The 21713-nt window shown below is 65.3% G+C and carries 20 protein-coding genes; 7 read left to right on the top strand and 13 right to left on the bottom strand.

What is annotated here, in order from left to right; translation table 11 throughout:
• Positions 1 to 12 precede the first annotated feature (12 nt).
• Together BI327_RS06200 and BI327_RS06205 are read left to right on the top strand one after the other, a co-directional pair.
• A complete protein-coding gene (locus BI327_RS06200; protein ID WP_076858823.1) occupies positions 13 to 1377 on the top strand; it encodes a hypothetical protein in 1365 nt (454 codons plus the stop codon).
• Positions 1378 to 1610: 233 nt separating this feature from the next.
• Positions 1611 to 3167 (top strand): caspase family protein, encoded by a 1557-nt coding sequence (locus BI327_RS06205; protein WP_174683028.1) that lies wholly within the window; start codon positions 1611 to 1613, stop codon positions 3165 to 3167.
• A gap of 9 nt (positions 3168 to 3176) precedes the next feature.
• Here BI327_RS06205 and BI327_RS06210 read toward each other — a convergent pair whose 3' ends face one another.
• Positions 3177 to 4112: a DMT family transporter gene (locus BI327_RS06210; protein ID WP_076858824.1), complete on the bottom strand. Its 936-nt coding sequence runs from the start codon at positions 4110 to 4112 to the stop codon at positions 3177 to 3179.
• 58 nt (positions 4113 to 4170) lie between these two features.
• Between BI327_RS06210 and BI327_RS06215 the strand changes: the two genes are divergently transcribed.
• On the top strand, positions 4171 to 4800 hold the full coding sequence (locus tag BI327_RS06215) for a CGNR zinc finger domain-containing protein (RefSeq protein WP_076858825.1): 630 nt from the start codon (positions 4171 to 4173) through the stop codon (positions 4798 to 4800).
• Positions 4801 to 4874: 74 nt separating this feature from the next.
• Here BI327_RS06215 and BI327_RS06220 read toward each other — a convergent pair whose 3' ends face one another.
• From BI327_RS06220 to thiD, 4 genes are all read right to left on the bottom strand, one after another.
• Positions 4875 to 5864 carry a threonine/serine dehydratase gene (locus BI327_RS06220; RefSeq protein ID WP_076858826.1) on the bottom strand — a complete coding sequence of 330 codons (990 nt, stop codon included), beginning with the start codon at positions 5862 to 5864 and terminating at the stop codon, positions 4875 to 4877.
• A 102-nt stretch (positions 5865 to 5966) separates the two neighbouring features.
• A complete protein-coding gene (locus BI327_RS06225) occupies positions 5967 to 7058 on the bottom strand; it encodes a glycosyltransferase family 4 protein (protein ID WP_076858827.1) in 1092 nt (363 codons plus the stop codon).
• Positions 7055 to 7867, bottom strand: coding sequence for a UDP-2,3-diacylglucosamine diphosphatase (locus BI327_RS06230; protein WP_076858828.1), 813 nt, complete (start codon positions 7865 to 7867; stop codon positions 7055 to 7057). Before BI327_RS06230 ends, BI327_RS06225 begins: the two co-directional genes overlap by 4 nt.
• 206 nt (positions 7868 to 8073) lie before the next feature.
• A complete protein-coding gene (thiD, locus tag BI327_RS06235; RefSeq protein ID WP_076858829.1) occupies positions 8074 to 8871 on the bottom strand; it encodes a bifunctional hydroxymethylpyrimidine kinase/phosphomethylpyrimidine kinase in 798 nt (265 codons plus the stop codon).
• A gap of 192 nt (positions 8872 to 9063) precedes the next feature.
• Between thiD and BI327_RS06240 the strand changes: the two genes are divergently transcribed.
• Complete coding sequence (locus BI327_RS06240) at positions 9064 to 9309, top strand: Lrp/AsnC ligand binding domain-containing protein (protein ID WP_016845986.1); 246 nt, start codon at positions 9064 to 9066, stop codon at positions 9307 to 9309.
• Between the two features lie 104 nt (positions 9310 to 9413).
• On the opposite strand, the gene BI327_RS06245 is transcribed toward BI327_RS06240, so the two are convergent.
• Positions 9414 to 10019: a TetR/AcrR family transcriptional regulator gene (locus BI327_RS06245; RefSeq protein ID WP_076858830.1), complete on the bottom strand. Its 606-nt coding sequence runs from the start codon at positions 10017 to 10019 to the stop codon at positions 9414 to 9416.
• A gap of 125 nt (positions 10020 to 10144) precedes the next feature.
• Here BI327_RS06245 and BI327_RS06250 point away from each other — a divergent pair, with 125 nt between their 5' ends.
• Complete coding sequence (locus tag BI327_RS06250; protein WP_143271540.1) at positions 10145 to 10819, top strand: hypothetical protein; 675 nt, start codon at positions 10145 to 10147, stop codon at positions 10817 to 10819.
• A 20-nt stretch (positions 10820 to 10839) separates the two neighbouring features.
• Positions 10840 to 11193, top strand: coding sequence for a DoxX family membrane protein (locus tag BI327_RS06255; protein ID WP_089025387.1), 354 nt, complete (start codon positions 10840 to 10842; stop codon positions 11191 to 11193).
• 74 nt (positions 11194 to 11267) lie between these two features.
• On the opposite strand, the gene BI327_RS06260 is transcribed toward BI327_RS06255, so the two are convergent.
• Positions 11268 to 12206 carry a c-type cytochrome gene (locus BI327_RS06260; protein ID WP_076858832.1) on the bottom strand — a complete coding sequence of 313 codons (939 nt, stop codon included), beginning with the start codon at positions 12204 to 12206 and terminating at the stop codon, positions 11268 to 11270.
• 165 nt (positions 12207 to 12371) lie between these two features.
• On the opposite strand from BI327_RS06260, the gene BI327_RS06265 reads away from it, so the two are divergent.
• On the top strand, positions 12372 to 12794 hold the full coding sequence (locus BI327_RS06265; protein WP_076858833.1) for a CHRD domain-containing protein: 423 nt from the start codon (positions 12372 to 12374) through the stop codon (positions 12792 to 12794).
• Positions 12795 to 12891: 97 nt separating this feature from the next.
• On the opposite strand, the gene BI327_RS06270 is transcribed toward BI327_RS06265, so the two are convergent.
• From BI327_RS06270 to BI327_RS06295, 6 genes are all read right to left on the bottom strand, one after another.
• Complete coding sequence (locus tag BI327_RS06270) at positions 12892 to 13338, bottom strand: c-type cytochrome (protein WP_076858834.1); 447 nt, start codon at positions 13336 to 13338, stop codon at positions 12892 to 12894.
• Between the two features lie 103 nt (positions 13339 to 13441).
• Positions 13442 to 15751, bottom strand: coding sequence for a xanthine dehydrogenase family protein molybdopterin-binding subunit (locus tag BI327_RS06275; protein ID WP_076858835.1), 2310 nt, complete (start codon positions 15749 to 15751; stop codon positions 13442 to 13444).
• Between the two features lie 128 nt (positions 15752 to 15879).
• Entirely contained in the window at positions 15880 to 17409 is a 1530-nt protein-coding gene (murJ, locus tag BI327_RS06280) for a murein biosynthesis integral membrane protein MurJ (protein WP_076858836.1), read from the bottom strand.
• 103 nt (positions 17410 to 17512) lie between these two features.
• Positions 17513 to 18664, bottom strand: a complete 1152-nt coding sequence (locus BI327_RS06285; RefSeq protein WP_076858837.1) for a DegT/DnrJ/EryC1/StrS family aminotransferase — start codon at positions 18662 to 18664, stop codon at positions 17513 to 17515.
• A 50-nt stretch (positions 18665 to 18714) separates the two neighbouring features.
• Entirely contained in the window at positions 18715 to 19731 is a 1017-nt protein-coding gene (locus tag BI327_RS06290) for a Gfo/Idh/MocA family protein (protein WP_076858838.1), read from the bottom strand.
• A gap of 249 nt (positions 19732 to 19980) precedes the next feature.
• A complete protein-coding gene (locus BI327_RS06295; protein ID WP_076858839.1) occupies positions 19981 to 21393 on the bottom strand; it encodes a mannose-1-phosphate guanylyltransferase/mannose-6-phosphate isomerase in 1413 nt (470 codons plus the stop codon).
• Positions 21394 to 21713: the final 320 nt, after the last annotated feature.

Genomic DNA, 21713 nt, shown 5'->3' on the forward strand with positions numbered 1-21713 from the left:
GAAGAGATTGTGATGGCCGAAGAAGCATTCGCCCTGTCGCCGATATCCGCCCGCGCGGCCCTGCCGAGCGAGGAGGACTATGCCGCGATCAGCGCGGCCTTCATGGAGACCTCGCGGGGCCGCTGGTTCCTCGGCGAATACGCCAAGCGCAACCGCAATGCGGACACCCGCATGGTGCTCGATGCGGTGGCGCGGATCGAGGAAAGCCTCAGCGCGCAGCGGCAGGCCGCCGCAGACGCGATCCGGGACGAGCAGCTGGCGCAGGCGCTTGCCGCCTTGCGCGGCACGATCGAGGCCAGCCAGGCGTCCGCCATGTCAGCGCTCGACGGCATCAGCTTCGAGCAAAGCCTTGCCCCGGTGCGCAAGGGCGTGCGGGTGATCCGGGAAATCTCCTGGCGGCTGCGCGAGATCGGCAATGACGGCCGGATCTGCGACATCATCGATTCGCAGATCAGCGCGATCGAGACCGGTGCTGCCGAGCTCTCGATGGACGACGCCAGGGCCGTGCTGGATAGCGCCTTCGCGACGCTGGCCCGCCGCCTCAGCGAGTTCGATCCGGACAAGGCGGCGACCCAAGCGGCCAAACCAGATGTGGCCGAGGCACCGGTGGCCGAGCCGCCTTCGGCAGCCCCCTCGCCGCCACCGGTGGCCGAAAGCGCTGCCGCCGATCACACTGCCGCCGAAGCTGCTACGGCCGCCGCGCCGCCAGCGCCACCTCAGGAGGCCGCAGCGGCGCCGCTCGCCGAAGCCGCGACGCCGGCCGCAGCGCCGACCCCTGAGGCGGCCGCAACGCCGCAGCCGAACGAGGCCTGGCTCAAGGCTGAGGCCGCGCTGGCCGAAGCCGAGGCCGCAGAACTCGCCCGCGTCACCGACGAGGCCACCGCCGATGCGGAAGACGAAGCGGTGCTCGACCTGATCGCGATGGAGATGGGCGCGCCCGATCCGGTCGACGAGGAAGCGATCGCCGAGGAAATCCGCGCCGCCGAGGAGATGCGCGTCGCCGAGGCGATGCGCGTCGCCGAGGCGATGGCAGCCGAGCCTGAAATAGCTGCGCCCGCCATTCAGCCCGAGCCTGCGCCGGCGCCCGCGCTCAAGATCGAAGTCAGGATCGAGCCGCCGGTCGTCGCGGCGCCGGTTGCTATGGCACCGATCGCGATGGCGCCGGTCGCGATGGCAGCGATTGCCGAAGCCCCAGCGCCCGTGCCGCCGCCTCTCCCGCCCGCCGTTGAAACTACCCCTGCACCCGCGGCAGAGGTCTCGCTCGGCTCGACCATCATCGCCAGCGGACTGCTGAAAAAGCCGAACGTCGCGGCCAACGATCCGCTCGCGCCGATCCGCCGTATGACCCAGGCCGAGAAGATCGCGTTCTTCTCGTAGGCGCGACGCGTTCGCTTCTCGTCATTGCCGGGCTTGACCCGGCAATCCATCAATCAAAAAGCTCCTTTTGTGATGGATGCGCGGGTCAAGCCCGCGCATGACAAGCGGTGCGGTCCGAGCATTCTCCTCACATCGACCGCCGCCGCAGCGTGACCCAGCTCACGTACCGCGGCCGCGTCCGCGCCTAGCCTCCCCGCGACCGGTCTCGCACCGGGCCAGCCTGGGAGCGCTCCATGGTCCGCCTGAAGTCCATCATGATATTGGCCGCATTGCTCGGCCTGTTGAGCCTTGGCGTGCCCAGCTCGGGATTCGCCGAGACCGGCGGCATCACCGTCGGCAATGCGACGCAGACGCCGGCACAATCTATCGACCAGGGCGCTTCACCGACGGTGCCTGCGACGATGCCGGCCGCACTGCGCGGCCCCGAGCAGCGCGTGGCGCTCGTGATCGGCAATGCGAACTATGAGAATGCGCCAAAACTCGCCAATCCCGGCAATGACGCGCAGTCGATGGCCGAGCTGTTGAACGCGGCCGGCTTCGAGGTGATCGCCGCGACCGATCTCAGGCAGGGCGACATGGTGAAGGTGCTGCAGGATTTTTCCGACAAGGTGGCGGCGCGCGGGCCCAACACCGTCGCGATGGTGTACTACGCCGGCCATGGCGTGCAGCTCGCCGGCGAGAATTATCTCATTCCGGTCGATGCGAGGATCGCGACCCCGGCCGATCTCGACGGCCATTCGGTGCGCCTCGTCGACGTGATGGGCACGCTCGAGAACATCCCGAGCCGGATGCGCATCGTGGTGCTCGATGCCTGCCGCAACAACCCGTTTCCCAACGTCAACGATGCCGGCCGCGGCCTTGCCGTCGTCGACGCGCCGAACGGCTCGATCGTCGGCTATTCGACTGCGCCCGGCATGGAGGCGCAGGACGGCAGCAACGGCCACAGCCCCTATACCAACGCCTTCCTGCGCCTGGCGCGCGAGCCCAATCTGCCGATCGAGCAGTTGTTCAAGCGCATTCGCCTCGAGGTGAACAACACGACCGACGGCAAGCAGACGCCGTGGGAGAGCTCGTCGCTGACTTCCGATTTCTATTTCTTCGGCGACACCGCGACGGCGTCGGCCCGCGCGCCGGCGAATGGGCCGATCGTGCAGATGGCGTCGAACCTGCCGAACCGCTCCGTGCGCCAGGCCTATGATTTTGTGCTGTCGGAGGGCCGGCCGGACTATTATGAGGAATTCATCCGGCTCTATCCGCGCGATCCGCTGTGCGACCGCATTCGCTTCCTGCTGACCAACTGGTTGCAGGTCGCGGCCTGGCACAAGGCGGTGCTTGCCAACACCCCGTTCGCCTACAAGACCTTCCACGACAATTTCGCCGGGAGCCCGTACGCGCAGTCGGCATTGAAGCTGCAAGCCCGGCCGAAGGTGGTGCCGCTGATGCAGTTCACGCGGCTCTCAAGCCGTCCAGTCTTCCGTCCGCTCAACGCCGGCGTGCAAGGCACCGTCGGCAAGATCGTGACCATGCCCGCGCCCGGAACGAAGCCGGTTGGGATGCCGACCGCCATCGGCAACGGCAAGATCGCGAGCCTTCCCGCGGCCAATGCCGGCAAGAGCGCGTCGAACCCGATCATGAAGGGCAATGGCAGGCAGCATGTCCACGCCGAGCGGCAAAGCGCACAAATCAACCGGCAGAGGTTCGGCGGTCACACCGCCTTCCGCTCAACTTCGTCCGGCTCGCACTTGGGCGGAATGGGCGGCAGCCATCATGGCGGCGGCTTCAGGCGTTGAACCGTCGGATCAATCCTGGCTCGCGCGACGCGTCTGCAAAGCGCGATTGACCGATCGCGGCAGCGGACCGCCGCTGACGATGTAGACCCCCGCCGAAATCAGAGCGATCGCCGCCCAGTCGGACGGTCTGGGCCATTCGCCGAGCACAGGAATCGCCAATAGCGCGGTCATGGCGGGACAGAGCGCCGCGAATGCCGCGCCGCTCGAAGCGCCGAGGATACAGACGGCTCGCCCATAGAGAAGCAGCGAGAGGATTGCGGTGAACAGGCCCTGCACGACAGCCTGCAGGGCGACATCGCTCCACGGCGCTGCCGCAAGCGTTCTTCCAGGTAAGAGCATGTAGACGGGCAGATAGAGGATCATGGAGCCGACGGCGGATATGGCTGCAGCATGCAAGCCATCAAGACGGGCTCGTCGCATCGCGACCGTGTAGAAGGCCCATGCCAGTGCGGCGCAGAGTAACAGCCCATGACCGACATTCTGCAGCGATCCCAACTCACCGCCGGATCCCCACGCAATGGCGAACACGCCCGGCAGAATGAGCGCGAAACCAACCTTTTTTGCCGCGGTGAACGCCTCCTTCAAGACCGCTGCCGCGAGTAACGCCACCATCAAGGGCATCACACCCGGGAAGAGTGCGCCGGCATGCGCGGCCGGAGCGAACCGAAGGCCCGAGTTGGCGAGCAAGACCGGGCCGGCGCCACCCAGCACAATAGCCCCCAGTCCGGCCCAGCCGAGACGATCGAATGCCAGTCCGGTCTTCACCACGTAGGGCAACAGCAGAATGCCGGCAACGCCGAAGCGCAAAGCCGCAATATCCCAGGGGGTGAGGCTCGTCCGAAGGCCAAGGCGCGCGACGACGATCCACCCCGACCAAATGCTCACGGCCGCGAGACCGCACAGCGCGCCCTGAAAATACTGGCTGGCGTCGCGTTCGCCCGACATGGCTGTGGTCACCCTTGGCAGCGGATGTACATAACCTTTATAAATGCTATTATGGGTTATGACCGTATCGCAGGCAAGATCGAGAGCGCCGGGACGAAGCAATCCGTTCGATTGGAGCGGAGGTCACCCTGCCCTGGACCTCGTCAACACGCTGGACGAGCGGCCGTTCGACACACCGATCGAGATGCTGGCTGGCTATGGCGATTTGCTGAATTTCGCTGAGTTGGCTGGACTGATCGAGGCTTCCGCGGCGAAGCGGTTGCGATCGTTCGGCGGGCCCGCTTGCACACGCGTCGTACGGCGCGTTCGCGATCTCAGGGAACAGCTGTACGCCATCCTTGCCGCAATCCACGACGGGCTGCCCGTACCGCAGAACCCGCTGGATGCGATCGCCGCGGAAGTGCGCCGGGCACACGCCGCCAGAGCGTTCACGGCGACCGGACGATCAGGCGCCATCGTGTCGGGTTGGAGGCTGCCCGCCTCTCAGGAGATGCCGCTGCATGCGTGCGCCCTGGCAATCGAGGATTTGCTGCTATCCGCAGACCACGGGCGTATCCGCAAATGTGGCGCGGCCGACTGCGAAGTCTACTTCATCGATACCAGCAAGGCGCACCGGCGACAGTGGTGCAGCATGAAAAACTGCGGCAATCGCGAGAAACAGCGGCGCTGGCGCTCGGCTACGGAATAGACGGGACACGGCAACGGAACGGGGCAGAGCGGCCACCGCCCTGCCCCCCGCATATTGTGAAAAAAATGCCGGCCTCAGGCGACGAGCTTCGCGAACAAATCGGCGTCGACATTGCCGCCGGAGAGCACGATGACGACGTTCTTGTCCCTGGCGTCGATCCGTCCGGCCAGCAGCGCGGCGAGACCGATCGCGCCGCCCGGCTCGACCACGAGCTTGAGCTCGCGATAGGCAAAAGCAACAGCCGCGCCAACCTCTTCGTCGGATGCGCTAACACCGTTTGCGAGCAGCTTGCTGTTGATGGCGAAGGTGAGTTCACCCGGCATCATCGCCATCAGCGCATCGCAGATCGTGCGCGGCGCCACCGCATGCGCCTCGCGATGTCCGACCTTGAGTGACAAGGCATGATCGTCATAGCCCGCGGGCTCGGCGACGATCACCTGGGCCTGCGGATATTTCGCCTTCACCGCGGTGGCGACACCGGCGATCAATCCGCCGCCTGACGCCGGCGCGACGACGATGTCGGGCGTGAGCCCGAGGGCCGCCATGTCCTCGGCGATCTCGCGGCCGGCGGTGCCCTGGCCCGCGATCACCAGGGGATCGTCATAGGGAGGCACCAGGGTCGCGCCGCGCTTGCTGGCGATGCCGCTGGCGATCGCCGCGCGGTCATCGCGATCGCGATCGTACAGCACGACTTCGGCGCCGTAGGACTTGGTCCGCTCACGCTTGGTGAGCGGCGAGTCCGCAGGCATCACGATGGTCGCCTGCATGTTGAGGATCTTCGCCGCCGCGGCGACGCCCTGGGCGTGGTTGCCCGAGGAGAACGCCACGACGCCGCCGCTCCGCTTGTCCTGCGGGATGGAGGCGAGCTTGTTGAAGGCGCCGCGGAACTTGAACGATCCGGTTCGCTGCAACATCTCGGGCTTGAGGAAGACCCGGCTGCCGACGCGTTCGTTGAGAACGGGGAAGGTCAGGAGCGGCGTGCGCACCGCGAACGGCGCGACCACCCTTGCGGCGGCATCGATGTCCGCGGCAGCGACGGGTGGATTTAGAACGGTGTCCGTCATCCGCGATTTGTATCGCGGCGGGCCGCAGCCCGGCAAGACGCTTCATAGCGTTTTCGAGCGAAGTGGGCACCGGTTCGCGTCAAGAAAACGCGTCAAAACAAGTCAGTGTGAGTTTGGCTGAGGCGCCGGCAGGACCGCAAAATGGTGCTCCTCGGCACCGAATTCGAACATTTCCCCCTCGCCATCGGGCGCGGCAGGGCGGACATTCATGCAGCGGTCGATGAACACCCGGGCCGAGGCCTGCCAGGTGTGGAGCGCGGCGAAATCGACGCAGGCCTGCCGCGGAATGCTGAGCGCCTCCAGGCAGGCGTGGTGCAAATCCTCGTCGAGCACGCCGACCGGTGCCGCGCCGATCACGTCGCGGGGGCCGGTGACCGGAAAAGCGGCAACCGGCAGGCCGCTGGCCAGCGCTTCGAGCAGCACCAAACCAAACGTATCGGTGCGGCTGGGGAAAACGAACACATCGGCCGCAGCATAGATTTCAGCCAATTCTTCCCCATGGCGGGCGCCGAGGAAGACGGCATCCGGATATTTCCGCTCCAGCGCCGCGCGCGCTGGGCCGTCGCCGACCACGACCTTGGTGCCGGGCAGATCGAGATCGAGGAAGGCCTCGAGGTTCTTCTCCACCGCCACCCGGCCGACGCTGAGATAGACCGGCTGCGGCAGGCAGAGATCGACGTCGCGCGGGTGGAACAGCGCGGTGTCGACGCCGCGCGACCACAGCACCACGTTGCGGAAGCCGCGCTGGCGCAGCTCGGCCGCCAGCGCCGGGGTCGCCGCCATCACCGCCCGGCTCGGCCGGTGGAACCAGCGCAGCGCCCGCCAAACCCAGGCCTCCGGGACCGGCGTCCGGGCCGAGACGTATTCAGGGAAGCGGGTGTGGAAGCTCGTCGTGAACGGCAGGCCGTGCTTGCGGCAGTAGCGGCGGACCGCAAGCCCGATCGGGCCTTCGGTCGCGATATGGATGCTGTCGGGCCTGGCCGCCTCGATCAGGCTCTTGACCTTGGCGTGGTACGGCAACGCCAGGCGGAGATCGCGATAGCTCGGCATCGCGAAGGTACGGAACTCGTCCGGCGTCAGGAAGCTCACCTCGACGCCGAGCGATTGCGCCGCCTGTGCCATCATGGTCAGCGTGCGGACAACCCCGTTGACCTGGGGATGCCACGCATCGGTCGCGACCAGGATATGCGTCATGCAGCGCGTGCCGTCACTCGCGGAACTGGCGCGATCCGGCGTACCGGGTCGGTCCAGGTGATGATCTCGAAATGGCCGTCCTCGTGCTCGGCGAGCGCGGTGCAGCTCTCCACCCAGTCGCCGCAATTCATGTAGCGGATGCCGTGCTCGTCATGAATCGTCGCGTAGTGGATGTGACCGCAGATCACGCCGTCGCAGCCGTGGCGCCGTGCCTCGCCGGCCAGCGTCGCCTCGAACGCGCCGATATAGTTCACCGCCTTCTTGACCTTCAGCTTGGCCCATTGCGACAGCGACCAGTAGGGAACGCCGAACATCTTGCGGAAGAAGTTGACGAAGCGATTCATCTGGATCGCGAAGTCGTAGGCCTTGTCGCCAAGATGGGCGAGCCAGCGCGCGTTCTGCACCACGAGATCGAAGATGTCGCCGTGGATGATGAGATAGCGCTTGCCGTCGGCGCCGGTGTGAATGGTGTTCTCCACCACGTCGATGCCGCCGAAATGCGTGCCGTAATATTTGCGCAGGAACTCGTCGTGGTTGCCCGGGACGTAGATCACCTTGGCGCCCTTGCGCGCCTTGCGCAGCATCTTCTGCACGAAATCGTTGTGGGTCTGCGGCCAGTACCAGTTCGACTTCAGCGCCCAGCCGTCGACGATATCACCAACCAGGTAGATCGTGTCGGCATCGTGAGAGCGGAGGAAGTCCAACAGGCGGTCGGCTTGCGAACCGCGGGCTCCGAGATGGACATCGGAGATAAACAAAGTGCGAAAGCGCCGCTCGGGGCTTTCTTCACTCAAGGAGTCACTTCCCATGCCTGTGCACCTAACAGATTCCTGTGACAAGGCGATGACGATCCCCGCGACCTGAGGCTCCACAAAGAGTTAACGAGAATCAGCAGCGCGCCCCTGCCCTGCGGATAACAGCCGCATGCGACAATCTGGCGACATCAGTGCTTGCGGCTGTGCGCAACAGGCGTGTGTTGCTGCATATCGCGGTGGAACAACGCGGCTTCAGCGCTTCAGTAGTACTTGTGGAAGTGATGCACCGGCCCGTGGCCGTGGCCGACCGCGAAGCGATCGGCGGCGGCGATCGCGTCAGAGATCCAGGCCTTGGCGTTGCGCACCGCGGTCTCCATCGCCTCGCCTTTCGCGAGCCCTGCCGCGATCGCCGACGACAGCGAACAGCCGGTGCCGTGCGTGTTTGATGTCGCGATGCGCGGCGCTGCGAGCGCGATGCTGCGCTCGGCGTCGATGAGATAATCGGTGCTCTCGGCACCGTGGCCGTGGCCGCCCTTGACCAGCACCGCGCGGCATCCCAGCGCCAGCAACCGCTTGCCCTGCCGTTCGACGTCGGCCTCGCTCGAGGCGACCGGCTCGTTCAGCAGCGCCGCCGCTTCCGGCAGGTTCGGCGTGAGCAGCGAGGCCAGCGGAAACAGCTGGGCCTTCAGCGCGTCGACGGCCTCGGCGGCGAGCAACCGGTCGCCCGAGGTCGCGACCATCACCGGGTCGAGCACGACGTGGCGCGGCGTCCAGCGCGTCAGCCCATCGGCGATCGCGGCGATGGTCTCGGCCTGCGCCACCATGCCGATCTTGACCGCGCCGACGTCGAGGTCGGCGAACACCGCATCGATCTGCGCGGTGACGAATGCAGCCGGCACCGGATGGATGCCGCTGACCCCCGTGGTGTTCTGCGCGGTCAGCGCGGTGATGGCGGAGGCGCCATAGACCCCGAGCGCGGCAAAGCTCTTGAGGTCGGCCTGGATGCCCGCCCCGCCCGAGGAATCCGAGCCGGCAATGGTGAGCGCGACCGGCGTCATGTTGCGGCACCGGCGGTTGAAACGAATGAGACTGTCACGAACGACACCATGGCCTGTCCTAGCCCGGCCGCCCGGCGGCAGCAAGTTCGCCTGACTTTACCGCGAGTTGGCGCTGCCTTTCCTCGTCTTGTCCCCTTGCCTTGGCCGCCGGTTTTTGGCCTATAGTCGGCCAAATCCCCGGAGACGACTTTGATGGTTCCTTTCTTCGTCCAGATCAAATGCAAGCTCGGCCAGTCCTACACCGTCGCCAACGCGCTGGCGGAAGCCGAGATTGCCTCCGAGATCTACTCCACCGCGGGCAATTACGATCTGCTGGTCAAGTTCTATGTCGACCACGACACCGACATCGGGCATTTCATCAACGAGAAGGTTCAGGTGATCCCGGGCATCCAGGACACCCTCACCATCATCACCTTCAAGGCGTTCGGCGCGAAGTAGGACATCGAGCTGCATACGTGCCCGGCTCGCGAGGCGCGCGCTTTAGATTCTTGTTTGAGCATGATCTTGTCGGAAAACCGCTGCGCACTTTTCCGGATCATGCTCTAGGCTGAAGGCGCCGAGTCGATCAACGCCTTCAGGAACGTGACCACGATCCGGCCGCTGCGATTCACTTCGCCGACCCGCGACAACAGCGCCATGCCGCGCCCCAAGGCGATGAAGCCGGTGGCGATCTCGACGGGATCGGCGGGCGCCTGCTTGCCTAGCAATTCGAACAGCCGCGTCACCAGCACGCCCAGGGCACGGCGGTGCTTGCGGTTGAGTTCGTTATAGCCTTGCGCAAAAGTCGGGCTGCGCAACGCCTGCAATTGCAGCTCGATCGCCAGCACGGCAAAGCCCGGATCCGAATTGGCGGTGGCGGCCCATTTTTCGAGGCCGGCCATCACCTTCGCAGGCTCGCTGGAGGCCTGGCCCAATACGCTTTCGATTTTTGCACGCTCCTCGGATTGGTGCCGTTGCACCAGTTCCAGAAGGATCGCCTCCTTGTCGGGAAAGTTCGAATAGAACGCGCCCTGCGAAAATCCGGCTGCGTCGGCGATGTCGCGTACCGAGGCCTGCGCAAACCCCTTCTTGATGATCTCCTCGCGCGCCGCCTCGATCAGGAGATTCTTCGTACGCGCCTGACTTTCCTCGCGATTCAACCTGGGCAACGGATCGGGCTCCCGAATTTACAAATACCAATTGATTTTCAAATATCATCTGATATCTATTTTCAGATAGCAGTTGATATTTGTAACCCAACGAGTCGGCTGGACGCGCACGGAGTAGCTATATCATGCAGTTCAGAGGATTGGACCGTACGCTCGCGATTCTGGCGACGCTCGCGGCATTGACCGTCGCCGCCATGGTGGTCGGTATCCTCACCACCAGGGGTTCGCAGGACTTCTTCCAGACCGCCCGCTCCGCCGAAAGCTATGGCGCGCATCTGGGAACCCCGCTCGTGCCGCTCGGTCTGCGGCTCAATCTCGGGCTCGATAATCTCTTCATGATCTTCTACGGCGCATTCTTCGCCGTGCTGGCCGCCCGGCTGCGCACCATCATGGACCCCTATGTGCTGGGCATCGCGCTCGCCGCCATGATGCTCACGGTTTTCCTCGATTGCGTCGAGAACCACCACATCATGACCATGGTGCATGCGATCCAGAACGGATTGCCGTTGTCACCGGCCGACGGCGAGCTACAGATGATCGCCTCGCAGGTCAAGTTTCACGCCAGCTATTTCGCAGTCCTGCTGTTCTCGCTCGGCTTCCTGCAGTTCGGCAGGCTCGGCAGGACCATCGCGGTGGTGTTGTGGTGCTACATCCCGTTCGGGGTCCTGATTTCGGTCACGCCGGTGGAGCAGGCGAAGGCACTGGTCCTGGGACGTACGATCTTCTTCGTCTTTGCCTTCATCCTGTCCGCCGTCCTGTTCGCTTCACAGGCCGGCATCCACGCTCGCAACAGCCAATAACAAGCCCGGAGGATCCCCCGATGCCGATCACGATGGTCACGATAGCCGGACGAAGCCTACTCGCGTTGCTGTTCATCCTTGCCGGCGCAGCCAAGATCGCCGGCCCCAAGCCGTTCCTCGACCACATGGCGGCACACCACGTTCCCGGCTTGCTGCTGCCGCTGGTCATCGCGCTCGAGCTTGGTGCGGGCCTTGCGTTGCTGATCGGCTGGCAGTCGTCACTTGCTGCCGGCGCGCTCGCGCTGTTTTGCCTCGCGACCGCGTTCGGATTTCACCTCGACCTCGCCGACAAGGTGGAACGAACGCTATTCTTCAAGGACCTCGCGATTGCCGGCGGCTTGATGTTCATTGCCGCCAGTGCGTGGCGCGGATAGCGGGCAAAGCAGCGCAGATAGCCAGGCATCGCAGATAACCTAGCATCGCAGACAGCAGGCATCATCCGCCGCAGTCAGGAAGGATCCTTCTTCTCCGCCTTGCGCGTCGGCTTCGGCGGCCCCTCGACCGGCGGCAGCGACTTGATGTACTCGGCGATCGCGTCGCGATCGGAATCCGAGAGCTGCGAGGTGTTGCGGATCACGCGCACCATCGATCCGCCGGCGCTGTCGCCGTCCGGCGTCTGGCCGCTCTCGAGGAAATAGACGATATCCTTGGCGCTCCAGTCCGCGATCCCCCTCGGCGTGATGTTGGGCACCCAGCCCTCGCCCTCCGGATTCGGGCCGCCGGCGAAGCGCTGCGTGCTGATGATGCCGCCGAGGAAATTCCGCGGGCTGTGACACTCGGCGCAATGGCCGAAGCTGTTGACGAGATAGGCGCCGCGATACCAATGCGCCGAGCGGCTCGCATCCGCGACGAACGGCTTGCCGTTCATGAACAGGAATTTCCAGACGCCGACATTGCGCCTGATGTTGAACGGAAACGGCACATCGTGGTCGCGCACCTTGCCGGCGACCGGCGGCAGGGTCTTCAGATAGGCGAACAGGTCGCGCACGTCGTTGACCCTGGCGTGCTGGTAGGACGTGTAGGGAAATGCCGGGAAATAGTGCGTCCCCGACGGCGAGGTGCCCTTCATGACCGCGGTCACAAAATCGGCCTCGCTCCAGCGGCCGATGCCGTCGTTCGGGTCCGGCGAGATGTTCGGCGCGTAGAACGTGCCGAACGGCGACGGTATCGCAAGCCCGCCGCCCAGCCTGGTGCGATCGTCCTGCTTCGGCACCGCATGGCAGGAGGAACATCCCCCCGCATTGAACGTTGTGAGGCCGTTGGCCAGGTCAGGCTGGTAGGCCGGCAGCGCGCTCGCAGCGACGGTTGCGGGGATCGTCAACCACCAGAACACGCCGAAGCCGATTAATCCGGCCAGGCCGGCCAGGAGGAGAATTCGTCGCAACATTCACCGATCCGTCATTGGTCGCGTCAGCTCATCGACCAGTATGATGGCAACCGGTCGCACAAGCTCGCATCAAATTTGCCGCACCCACGATCATTTCGGGAATAAATCCAAAAAGCCGCTGTTTGAAGACTGCAACCATCGTGTGACGTCAAAGGGGAGAGAACCATGTCCAACAAGACCTTGCTTGCTACGCTGACACTCGGCGCCGCGATTGCGTTCGCGGGCCCGGCACTTGCCGAAAAGCTGCACGCCAAGCTGGACGGCAAATCCGAAGTGCCGGCGAACACCAGCGCCGGGACCGGCACCGCCGACATCGACTACGATGCCGCCAGCAAGAAGCTCAGCTGGAAGCTGACCTATTCCGGCCTTTCGGGTCCCGCCACCGCCGCGCATTTCCACGGCCCCGCCGAAGCCGGCAAGAATTCCGGCGTCGCGGTCGCGATCCCAAACGCGACGTCGAGCCCGGTCGAGGGCAGCGCCACGCTGACCGACGCGCAGGCCGCCGACCTGCTGGCCGGCAAGTACTATGTCAACGTCCACACCGCGGCCAATCCGGGCGGCGAGATCCGCGGCCAGGTCACGAAGTAACGAGGTCACGAAGTAAAACACTGCAACAAGAAACGGCCGACACGAACGAAGGGCGGACGCCTCGCAGCGTCCGCCCTTCTCGTTGCCCGAATGGCGATCAGCCCTTCTTGAGGCGGTAGGTCTCGTGGCAGCCGCCGCATTGCTTGAACAGCGGCGGCATTTCCGCCTTCAGCGTATCGATATCCTTGACCTTGCCCTTGGTGTCGGCGACCGCCTTGGCGTAGCTCGCGATGTGCTGCTCGAAACCGGCCTTGTCTTCCCAGATCTTCGGCGAGGTGGAGTAGTCGCCCTCCAGCTTGATACCCTTGCTGCTCTCCGGGAACAGCGTCGGAAGCTTCTTGGCGGTGTCTTCGAACCTCGCCAGCGCGGCATCGACGGTTGCCTGGTCGTAGGGCTTCTCGCCCTTGAGCATGGCGGCGATGGCGCCCGCGTTCTTGCCGGTTTCCTTCATCTGGGCCTGGGTCTGCTTGACCTGATTCTGGTCGGCCACCACAGCCCCCGCACTCAACGCAAGCATCGCAGCAACGATGACAATCCGCTTCATCGGCAAAACCCCTCAATCCTGCTGTGTCCCGGACCGCAGGTACGCGGCCGGCCTGGTTTGCAAACACCGCAGGCGGAATCTTCATTCCGCCTGCGACAATTTATCAGAGAGTATGGCGGCGCTGCGCCTCGCGGATCGCGATCCAGACCCGCTCGGGCGTCGCCGGCATGTCGATGTGGTCGATGCCGTATTCGCGATGCAGCCCCTCGACGATCGCGTTGACGACCGCCGGGCAGGAGCCGATCGCGCCGGCCTCGCCCGCGCCCTTCACGCCGAGCGGGTTCGTCTTGCAGGGAACGTTGTTGGTCTCGAACACGAAGGACGGACCGTCCGAAGCGCGCGGCATCGCATAATCCATGAAGGTGCCGGTGACGAGCTGACCGTCGGTCTGGCTGTAGACCGCCTGCTCCATCAGCGCCTGCCCGATGCCCTGCATCGCGCCGCCATGAACCTGGCCGGCGAGCATCAGCGGGTTCAGCGTGACGCCGAAATCGTCGACGATGACGTAGCTGACGATCTTGATGATGCCGGTTGAGGGATCGATCTCGACCTCGGCGAGATGCGTGCCGTTCGGATAGGTGCCGTCGGCGCTGGCGAAGGTCGCGCTCGCATTCATCTTCGACGTATCGCCACCGGGACGCTTGGCGAGATCGGCGAAGCTGACCGAGCGGTCGGTGCCGGCGATGCGGATGCGGCCGTCGGCAATTTCGAGGTCGCCGGTGCCGGCTTCCAAGGCCTGCGCCGCGAGCTCCTTCAGCTTGTTGCCGAGATCGTGCGTCGCGCGCTGCACGCTGACGCCGCCGGACGGGATCGATGCCGAGCCGCCGGTGCCGAGCCCGGTCGCGATCTTGTCGGTGTCGCCCTGCAGCACGTGGACGCGCTCAGGCGGTACGCCGAACTGCTCGGCGACGATCTGCGCATAGGCGGTCTGGTGGCCCTGCCCGCTCGACTGCGTGCCGATCAGGATCGAGATGTCGCCATTGGGATCGAGCGCCACATTGGCGGTCTCCTCGCCCATGGTGCCGCAGACCTCGACATAGCTCGCCATGCCGATGCCCCGCACCAGGCCGTCCTTCTTGGCGGCCTTGGCGCGCTTGCCGAACTCCTTCCAGTTGGCGATCTCCATCGCGCGCTTCATATGCGCGACGAAATCACCGGAGTCGTAGACTTTGCCGGTCGCGGTCGTGTAGGGCAGCGACTTCGGCGGGATGAAGTTCTTGCGCCGGATGGCATCCGGCGTCATTCCGAGTTTGCGCGCGGCTGCATCGACGAGGCGCTCGATGACGTAGGCCGCCTCCGGGCGGCCGGCGCCGCGATAGGCATCGACCGGCACCGTGTTGGTGAACACGGTACGGACGCGGCAGTGGAAGGCCTGGATGTCGTAGAGGCCCGGCAGCATGCCGGCGCCGCCATGCGGGATATAGGGTGCGAAGGTCGAGAGATAGGCGCCCATGTCGCCCATCAGGTCGACATCCATGCCGAGGAATTTGCCGTCCTCGGCGAGCGCCATCTTCGCGGTGGTGAGGTTGTCGCGGCCCTGCGCGTCGCCCATGAAATGGTCGGAGCGCTCGGCGGTCCATTTCACCGACTTCTTGAGCTTGCGCGCTGCGACCGCGATCAACGCATACTCGCGATAGGGAAACAGCTTGGTGCCGAAGCCGCCGCCGACATCCGGGCAGATCACCCGCATGTTCTCCTTCGGCATCTTCAGGATCATGTCGCAGAGGATCTCGCGCAGGCGGTGGCTGCCCTGGCTGCCGATCGTCAGCGTCAGATGGTCCTTCTTGGCGTCGTATTCGGCGACCGCGGCCCGCGTCTCCATGAAGTTGGTAATGACGCGCGGATTGACGATGGTGATCTCCGCCACCGCATGCGCCTTGGCGAACGCAGCCTCGGCGGCGCCCTTGTCGCCGATCGAGACGTCGAACAGCACGTTGCCGGGCTTGTCGGGCCAGACCTGCGGCGCGTCCTTCTTCACCGCATTGACGAGACCCGCCACCGCCGGCAACGGCGTCCACTTGACGTCGATCGCCTCGATCGCGTCACGGGCATGATCGACGGTGTCGGCGACCACGAAGGCCACGGCGTCGCCGACATGGCGCACTTCATCCCTGGCGAGGATCGGATAAGGCGGCGCGATGAACGGATCGGTCTCGAGATTGAACAGGCACGGCAGGCCGCCGAGCTCGGCGACATCGGCCGCGGTCAGGATCAACGCCACGCCGGGCATGCCGCGGGCCTTGCCGGCATCGATCGTGTAGGTCGCGTGCGCATGCGGCGAGCGCAGCATCAGCGCGTGCAATGCGGGAGACGGTGCGACGTCGTCGGTGTAGCGGCCCTTGCCGCGAATCAGAGCGTCGTCCTCCTTGCGCCGCACACTTTGTCCGACGCCGAATTTGATGGGAGCTGCCATCGTCTCTCCAATTGCCTTGGTGTGTTTTGCGCATATTGGCGTGGTTGTCGGCGAAGCGCAAACCGCTTTCGGTCGCGCGCGGCGCTATCGCACAGCCCGTTCCTATGCATTTGATTTGACAGGTAAAACTATACGCGCCGCAGCGCGAACAGCCAGCCGCGGCCGAACAGCGTGAGGATCAGGAAGGCGTAGACGAAGACGCCGACCACCATCAGCAGCAGCAGGATCATTTCGTCGCGGAAGATCTTCATCGGCGCGAACCACACCACCGCGAAATGCGAGGTCAGCCACAGCGCGACCGCGAGCAGCACGCCGCACAGCGCAAAGGTGGCGAATGAGCGAATCAGCGCGCGATCGAGCGCGAGATAGCCGCGGCGGACCGCGAACATCAGCACCAGCAGCAGATTGACCCAGGCCCCGACCGCGGTCGCGAGCGCGAGCCCGACCTGCGCCAGCGTGCCGACCAGCGCGATCTTCAGCGCGACGTTGACCGCGACCCCGGTCAGCGCCGCCTTGACAGGCGTTGCGGTATCCTTGCGGGCATAGAAGGTCGCGACCGCGCTGCGGATCATCACGAACGGGATCAAGCCGACCGCATAGGCCGCGAGCGTGGCGCCGGCGCTTGCGGCATCGGCCTTCGAGAACGCGCCGCGGGCAAACATCGCGCGCATGATCGGATCGGCAACCGTCAGGAACGCGGCCACGAACGGCACCGAGAACAGCAGCGTGAAGTCGAAGGCGCGGCGCTGCGCTGCCATCGCGCCGGCGTGGTCGTCGGCGGTCAGGCGGCGCGACATCTCCGGCAGCAGCACGGTGCCGATCGCGATCCCGATCACGCCGATCGGCAATTGGTTGAGGCGGTCGGCATAATACAGCGCCGACAGCGCGCCGGCGGGCAGGAAGGTCGCGATGATGGTGTCGGCGAACAGCGCGACCTGCGTTCCCATCGAGCCCAGCGTCGCCGGGCCCAGCGCACGGAAGAAGGCGCGGACATCCTCGTCGAGCTTGAGCGGCGCGAAACGCGGCAGGCCGCCATGGCGCGCGAGGTCGCCGGCGAGCAGGGCAAATTGCAGGAAGCCCGAGATCAGCACGCCCCAGGCCGCGGCATGGCCGGCGCTCGGGAAGAACGCGGCAAGCGCCAGCGTCATCATCATGGCGAGGTTGAGGAAGATCGGCGCTGCGGCGGCGCTGGCGAAGCGATGCATCACGTTGAGCATGCCGCCATAGAGCGTTACCAGCGTGATCAAGAGCAGATAGGGAAAGGTGATCCGCGTCAGCTCGATCGCGAGCTTGCGCTGCGCGGCATCGTCGGTGAAGCCCGGCGCAAGGATGCTCATCGCCTGCGGCATGAACGCCATCGCCACCACGAGCAGGACCACTTGCGAGGCGAACAGCAGCGTGAAGATGCGGTCGGCGAACAGCCGCGCCGACGCCTCGCCGCGCTCGCCATGGACATGGGCATAGGCCGGCACGAAGGCGGCGTTGAAGGCGCCTTCGGCAAAGATCGCACGGAAATGATTGGGCAGCCGCAGCGCCACGAAGAAGGCGTCGGCCACCGGCCCGGCGCCGAGAATCGCCGCGAGCATGATGTCGCGCGCGAACCCGGTCACCCGCGATAGCAGGGTATAGCCGCCGACGGTGAAGATGCGCCCAAGCATGCGCTGCTTCTAGCGCATCATCACCATACGTCAAAATGACGTATTCAGGACGTTAACGATCTAGGCATGATCCAGCCCGAAAACCGGAAACCACTTTTCGGGATCATGCCTGTAGCGCGCTGCGCACAGCCGCGATGACGCGGTCCTGTGTCGCCTCGTCGAGATAGGGGTGCATCGGCAGGGCGATGACGTCCTTTGACAGGCGCTCGCTGACCGGCAGGCCGCCGTCGGCAACCGGATAGTGGCTGTACGCCGTCTGCTGGTGAACCGACTTCGGATAGTAGATCATGGTCGGGACGCCCTGCGCCTTCAGCGCCGCCGCGAAGGCGTCGCGGTCGATGCCCTCGGACAGGCGAATGGTGTACTGCGCCCACACCGAGGTGCAGCCCGGCGCGAGGCGCGGCACGGCGACGAGGTTGCCGAGCGCGCGCGAATAGCGCTCCGCGACCTTGTTGCGTGCTGCGATCTCGTCGTCGAAGATCTTCAGCTTCTCGAGCAGGATCGCCGCCTGCATGGTGTCGAGCCGCGCCGTGAGGCCGAGCCGGACGTTGTCGTACTTGTCCGAGCCCTGGCCGTGGACGCGGATGCTGCGCAGCGTGGCGGCGAGTTCTGCGTCATCGGTGAAGATCGCGCCGCCGTCGCCGAAACAGCCGAGCGGCTTCGCCGGGAAGAAGCTAGTGCCGGTCGCGAGTCCGAAGGTGCCGAGCTTGCGGTTCTTGTAGGTGGCGCCAAAGCCCTGCGCGGCGTCATCCAGGACAAAAAGGCCCTCGGCCTCGGCAACCGCGCTGATCGCATCGTGATCGGCGCTCTGACCGAACAGGTCGACCGGGATCACGGCGACCGGCTTCAGCCCGCGCGAGCGCGCCGTCGCGACACCGCGCTTCAGCGAGTTGATGTCGATGTTGAAGGTCTCCTCGTCGACATCGACGAACACCGGCGTGGCGCCGGTCAGGGTCACGACCTCGCCGGTCGCGCAGAAGGTGAACGTCGGGCACAGCACCGCGTCGCCCGGTCCGACATTCTTGGCCATCAGGACCATCAGCAGCGCGTCGGTGCCGCTGGCGCAGCTCACCACATGCTTGGCGCCGGTATAGTCCGCCAGCGCCTTCTCCAGCGCGGTGACTTCCGGGCCGTTGATGAACTGGCAATGGTCGAGCACGCGGGCCACCGCGTCATCGACCGACTTGCCGAGCCGCCGGCGCTGCGCGGCGATATCGATGAAGGGAATGGGCTCAAGCTGCATATGCTGGTTCATGGAAGCTCTTTGCAGGTGTTGAATGAATGACGATCAGCCGGTGAAGACAATCAGCCGGCGATGCGGCGCGGCCCCTTGCGGATCGTCGAGGCGGCAGGCCGCGCCGGCGATTCCAGGCAGCGGATCGCGATCTCGAGGCTCGCCACGCCCTCGTCGCCGGACACTGCCGGCAGCTTGCCGCTGCGCACGGCATCGAGGAAGGCGATCAGTTCGGCGCGCAACGGCTCGTCGTGACCGACCGGCAGATGACGCATCGAGTAGCTGCCGTCCGGCTTGAAGCCGAAGCATTCGGTGACCTGGCGCGTGAGCAGGTCGCCCATCACATATTTGCCGCGGGTCGCGACCGTGACGTTGCGCGCCTTGAACGGCGTCAGCCAGTTGGTGTTGATGTGGGCGAGCACGCCGGACGCGGTGCGGAATTGCAGCAGCGCGATGTCCTCGCGCTCGGCGACCGCGCTCGAGAGCTGCGGCTGCACCTCGACGATATCGGACTCGGTAAACCAGCGGATCAGGTCGATGTCGTGCACGGCGAGATCAATCACGACGCCGACATTGGACATCCGCGGCGGGAACGGGCCGACCCGGGTGATGCCGATCGACAGGATGTCCTCACCCGAGATCGCCTGCTTGATCGCCGCGACCGCCGGATTGAAACGCTCGACATGGCCGACCATCAGCGTGACGCCGGCCCGCTCGGCGGCGGCGACGATCTCGCGGCCCTCTTCGACCGTGGATGCGACCGGCTTCTCGACCAGGATGTGGATGTTGCGCGCGATGCAGGCGAGCGCGATCTCGTGATGCAGATGGGTGGGGGCTGCGATGGTCACCGCATCGATGCCCTCGGCGAGCAACTGATCGAGGCTCTCAAAGGCGCGGCAACCGACTAGCTCGATGGCGCGCGTGCGGTGCTCCGGCAGCGGATCGACGATACCGATCAACACCACCCCGGGCAGTCCAGCCAGCACACGGGCATGGTTGCTGCCCATCACGCCGGCGCCGATCACGCCGACGCGCAATGCGCGGCCGATGTCGGCCTTCGCGCCGGCTGCGGACAATTTTGCATTCATATCGTAGACCCCAAGTAACGTTCTGGCGGTTGTCCCGGCTCCTCAGGGAGCCACACCGGCTCCGTGGGAATCAGCACCTAGGCCCCTCTTCCCGATCTGCGCCTCTGGCGCAAATCACCCCGCTTCGTCGGGAGCCGCTATAGCACGGCGTCACAAATGTGGCGAATGCCAACAACGAAATCCGGACACGTTTTGATTCAAAGAGTTACATCGTTCCGCGCCCGATGATTCGCGCGGGAACCCGCTCCCTCAGGTGCGCTGATAGTCGTCCTCGATGCGAATGATGTCGTCCTCGCCGAGATAGCTGCCGGTCTGCACCTCGATCAACTCGAGCTGAATCTTGCCGGGATTCTCCAGCCGATGCACCGCGCCGATCGGGATGTAGATCGATTCGTTCTCGTGCACCGTCTTGATCAACTCGTTGACGGTGACCTGCGCGGTCCCGCGCACGACGATCCAGTGCTCGGAGCGGTGATGGTGCTTCTGCAACGACAGCCGCCCGCCCGGCTTGACGACGATGCGCTTGACCTGGTGGCGGTCGCCATTGTCGACCGACTGATAGGAGCCCCAGGGACGGTGCACCTTGATATGGTTCTCGGTCACCGCGGGTGCGGACACCTTCAATTTCGCGACCAGCCGCTTCAGCCCGTTGGCGTCCTTCTGGCGTGACACCAGCACGGCGTCCTGGGTCGCGACCACGACGAGGTCGTCGACGCCCTCGAGCGCAACCAGCGCCCGGTCGGTCGAGACGTTGCAATTGCGGGAATCCTCGAACACCGCGGTGCCGCGCGCCGCGTTGCCGAGGCCGTCCTTGTCGGACAGCTCCCAGACCTGGCGCCACGAGCCGATGTCGGACCAGCCGCACGCCACCGGCACCACCGCGGCAAGGGACGTCTTCTCCATGACGGCGTAGTCGATCGAGATCGCCTTTGCCGAGCCGAACGCCGGCGCATCGAGCTTGACGAAGCCGAGATCGCGCGCCGCCGATGCAACCGACTGCTCCACCGAGGCAATGCTGTCCGCATCGACGTTGCGATACTCGTCGAGCAGCACGCCGGCGCGGAACATGAAGTTGCCGCTGTTCCAGAGATAGCCCGCATCGATATAGCCTGCCGCCGTCGAGGCGTCCGGCTTCTCGACGAATTTCGCCACCGCGCGCACCTCGCCGGCGACCGCCTCGCCCGGGTTGATGTAGCCATATTCGGTGGCGGGCCGCTCCGGCTTGACGCCGAACGTCACGATGCGACCGGCTTCCGCGGCCACCAATCCGCCACGGCACGCGGCGACGAAGGCCGGCGTATCGCGCACCAGATGGTCGGCGGCGAGCGCCAGCACGATCGCCTCATTGTCGCGGCTCTGCGCGAACGCCGCACCGGCCGCGATCGCGGGCCCGGAGTCGCGGCGCATCGGCTCCAGCAGCACGTCGGCTTGGCGGCCGATCTCGGCGAGCTGCTCCAGCACCATGAAGCGGTAGGCCTCGTTGGTGATCACGATGGGCCGCTCGAACAGGCTGGCGTCAGCGACCCGCAGCAGCGTCTCCTGGAAGGTCGAGCGCGCCCCGAACAGCGACAGGAATTGCTTCGGATGCACTTCGCGTGATGCCGGCCAAAGCCGCGTGCCCGCGCCGCCACACATGATCAGGGGAATAATTCGTCGGTCCATCGATGCCTCAAGTCCTGTCGTGCAGGTCCAATGGTACCCGTCCGCGGACGGCATACCAAATTGGCCCGGGCCACCGCGGCCGGCAGCCCCTTTTTACCTTGGGAAGCACTGTCCGAGCAGTCACGCGCCCCCACGCGTCTGGTCGGATTTTACCGGTATCGTAAACCACCGGTGAGCGGCGGGGCGTCCCCGTTCCGGGCTCTTTAGCCGCCCCTTCGCACCTGCCGCAATAGGGACCAGTACGGGTATTGCCAGATCGGTGCGGAAACCATACCAAGGCGGCGAATTTGGGCGCGCGAAAGCGGTTTGCGCTGTTTTTG

The sequence above is a fragment of the Bradyrhizobium mercantei genome (assembly GCF_001982635.1).
Taxonomy (GTDB): Bacteria; Pseudomonadota; Alphaproteobacteria; order Rhizobiales; family Xanthobacteraceae; genus Bradyrhizobium; species Bradyrhizobium mercantei.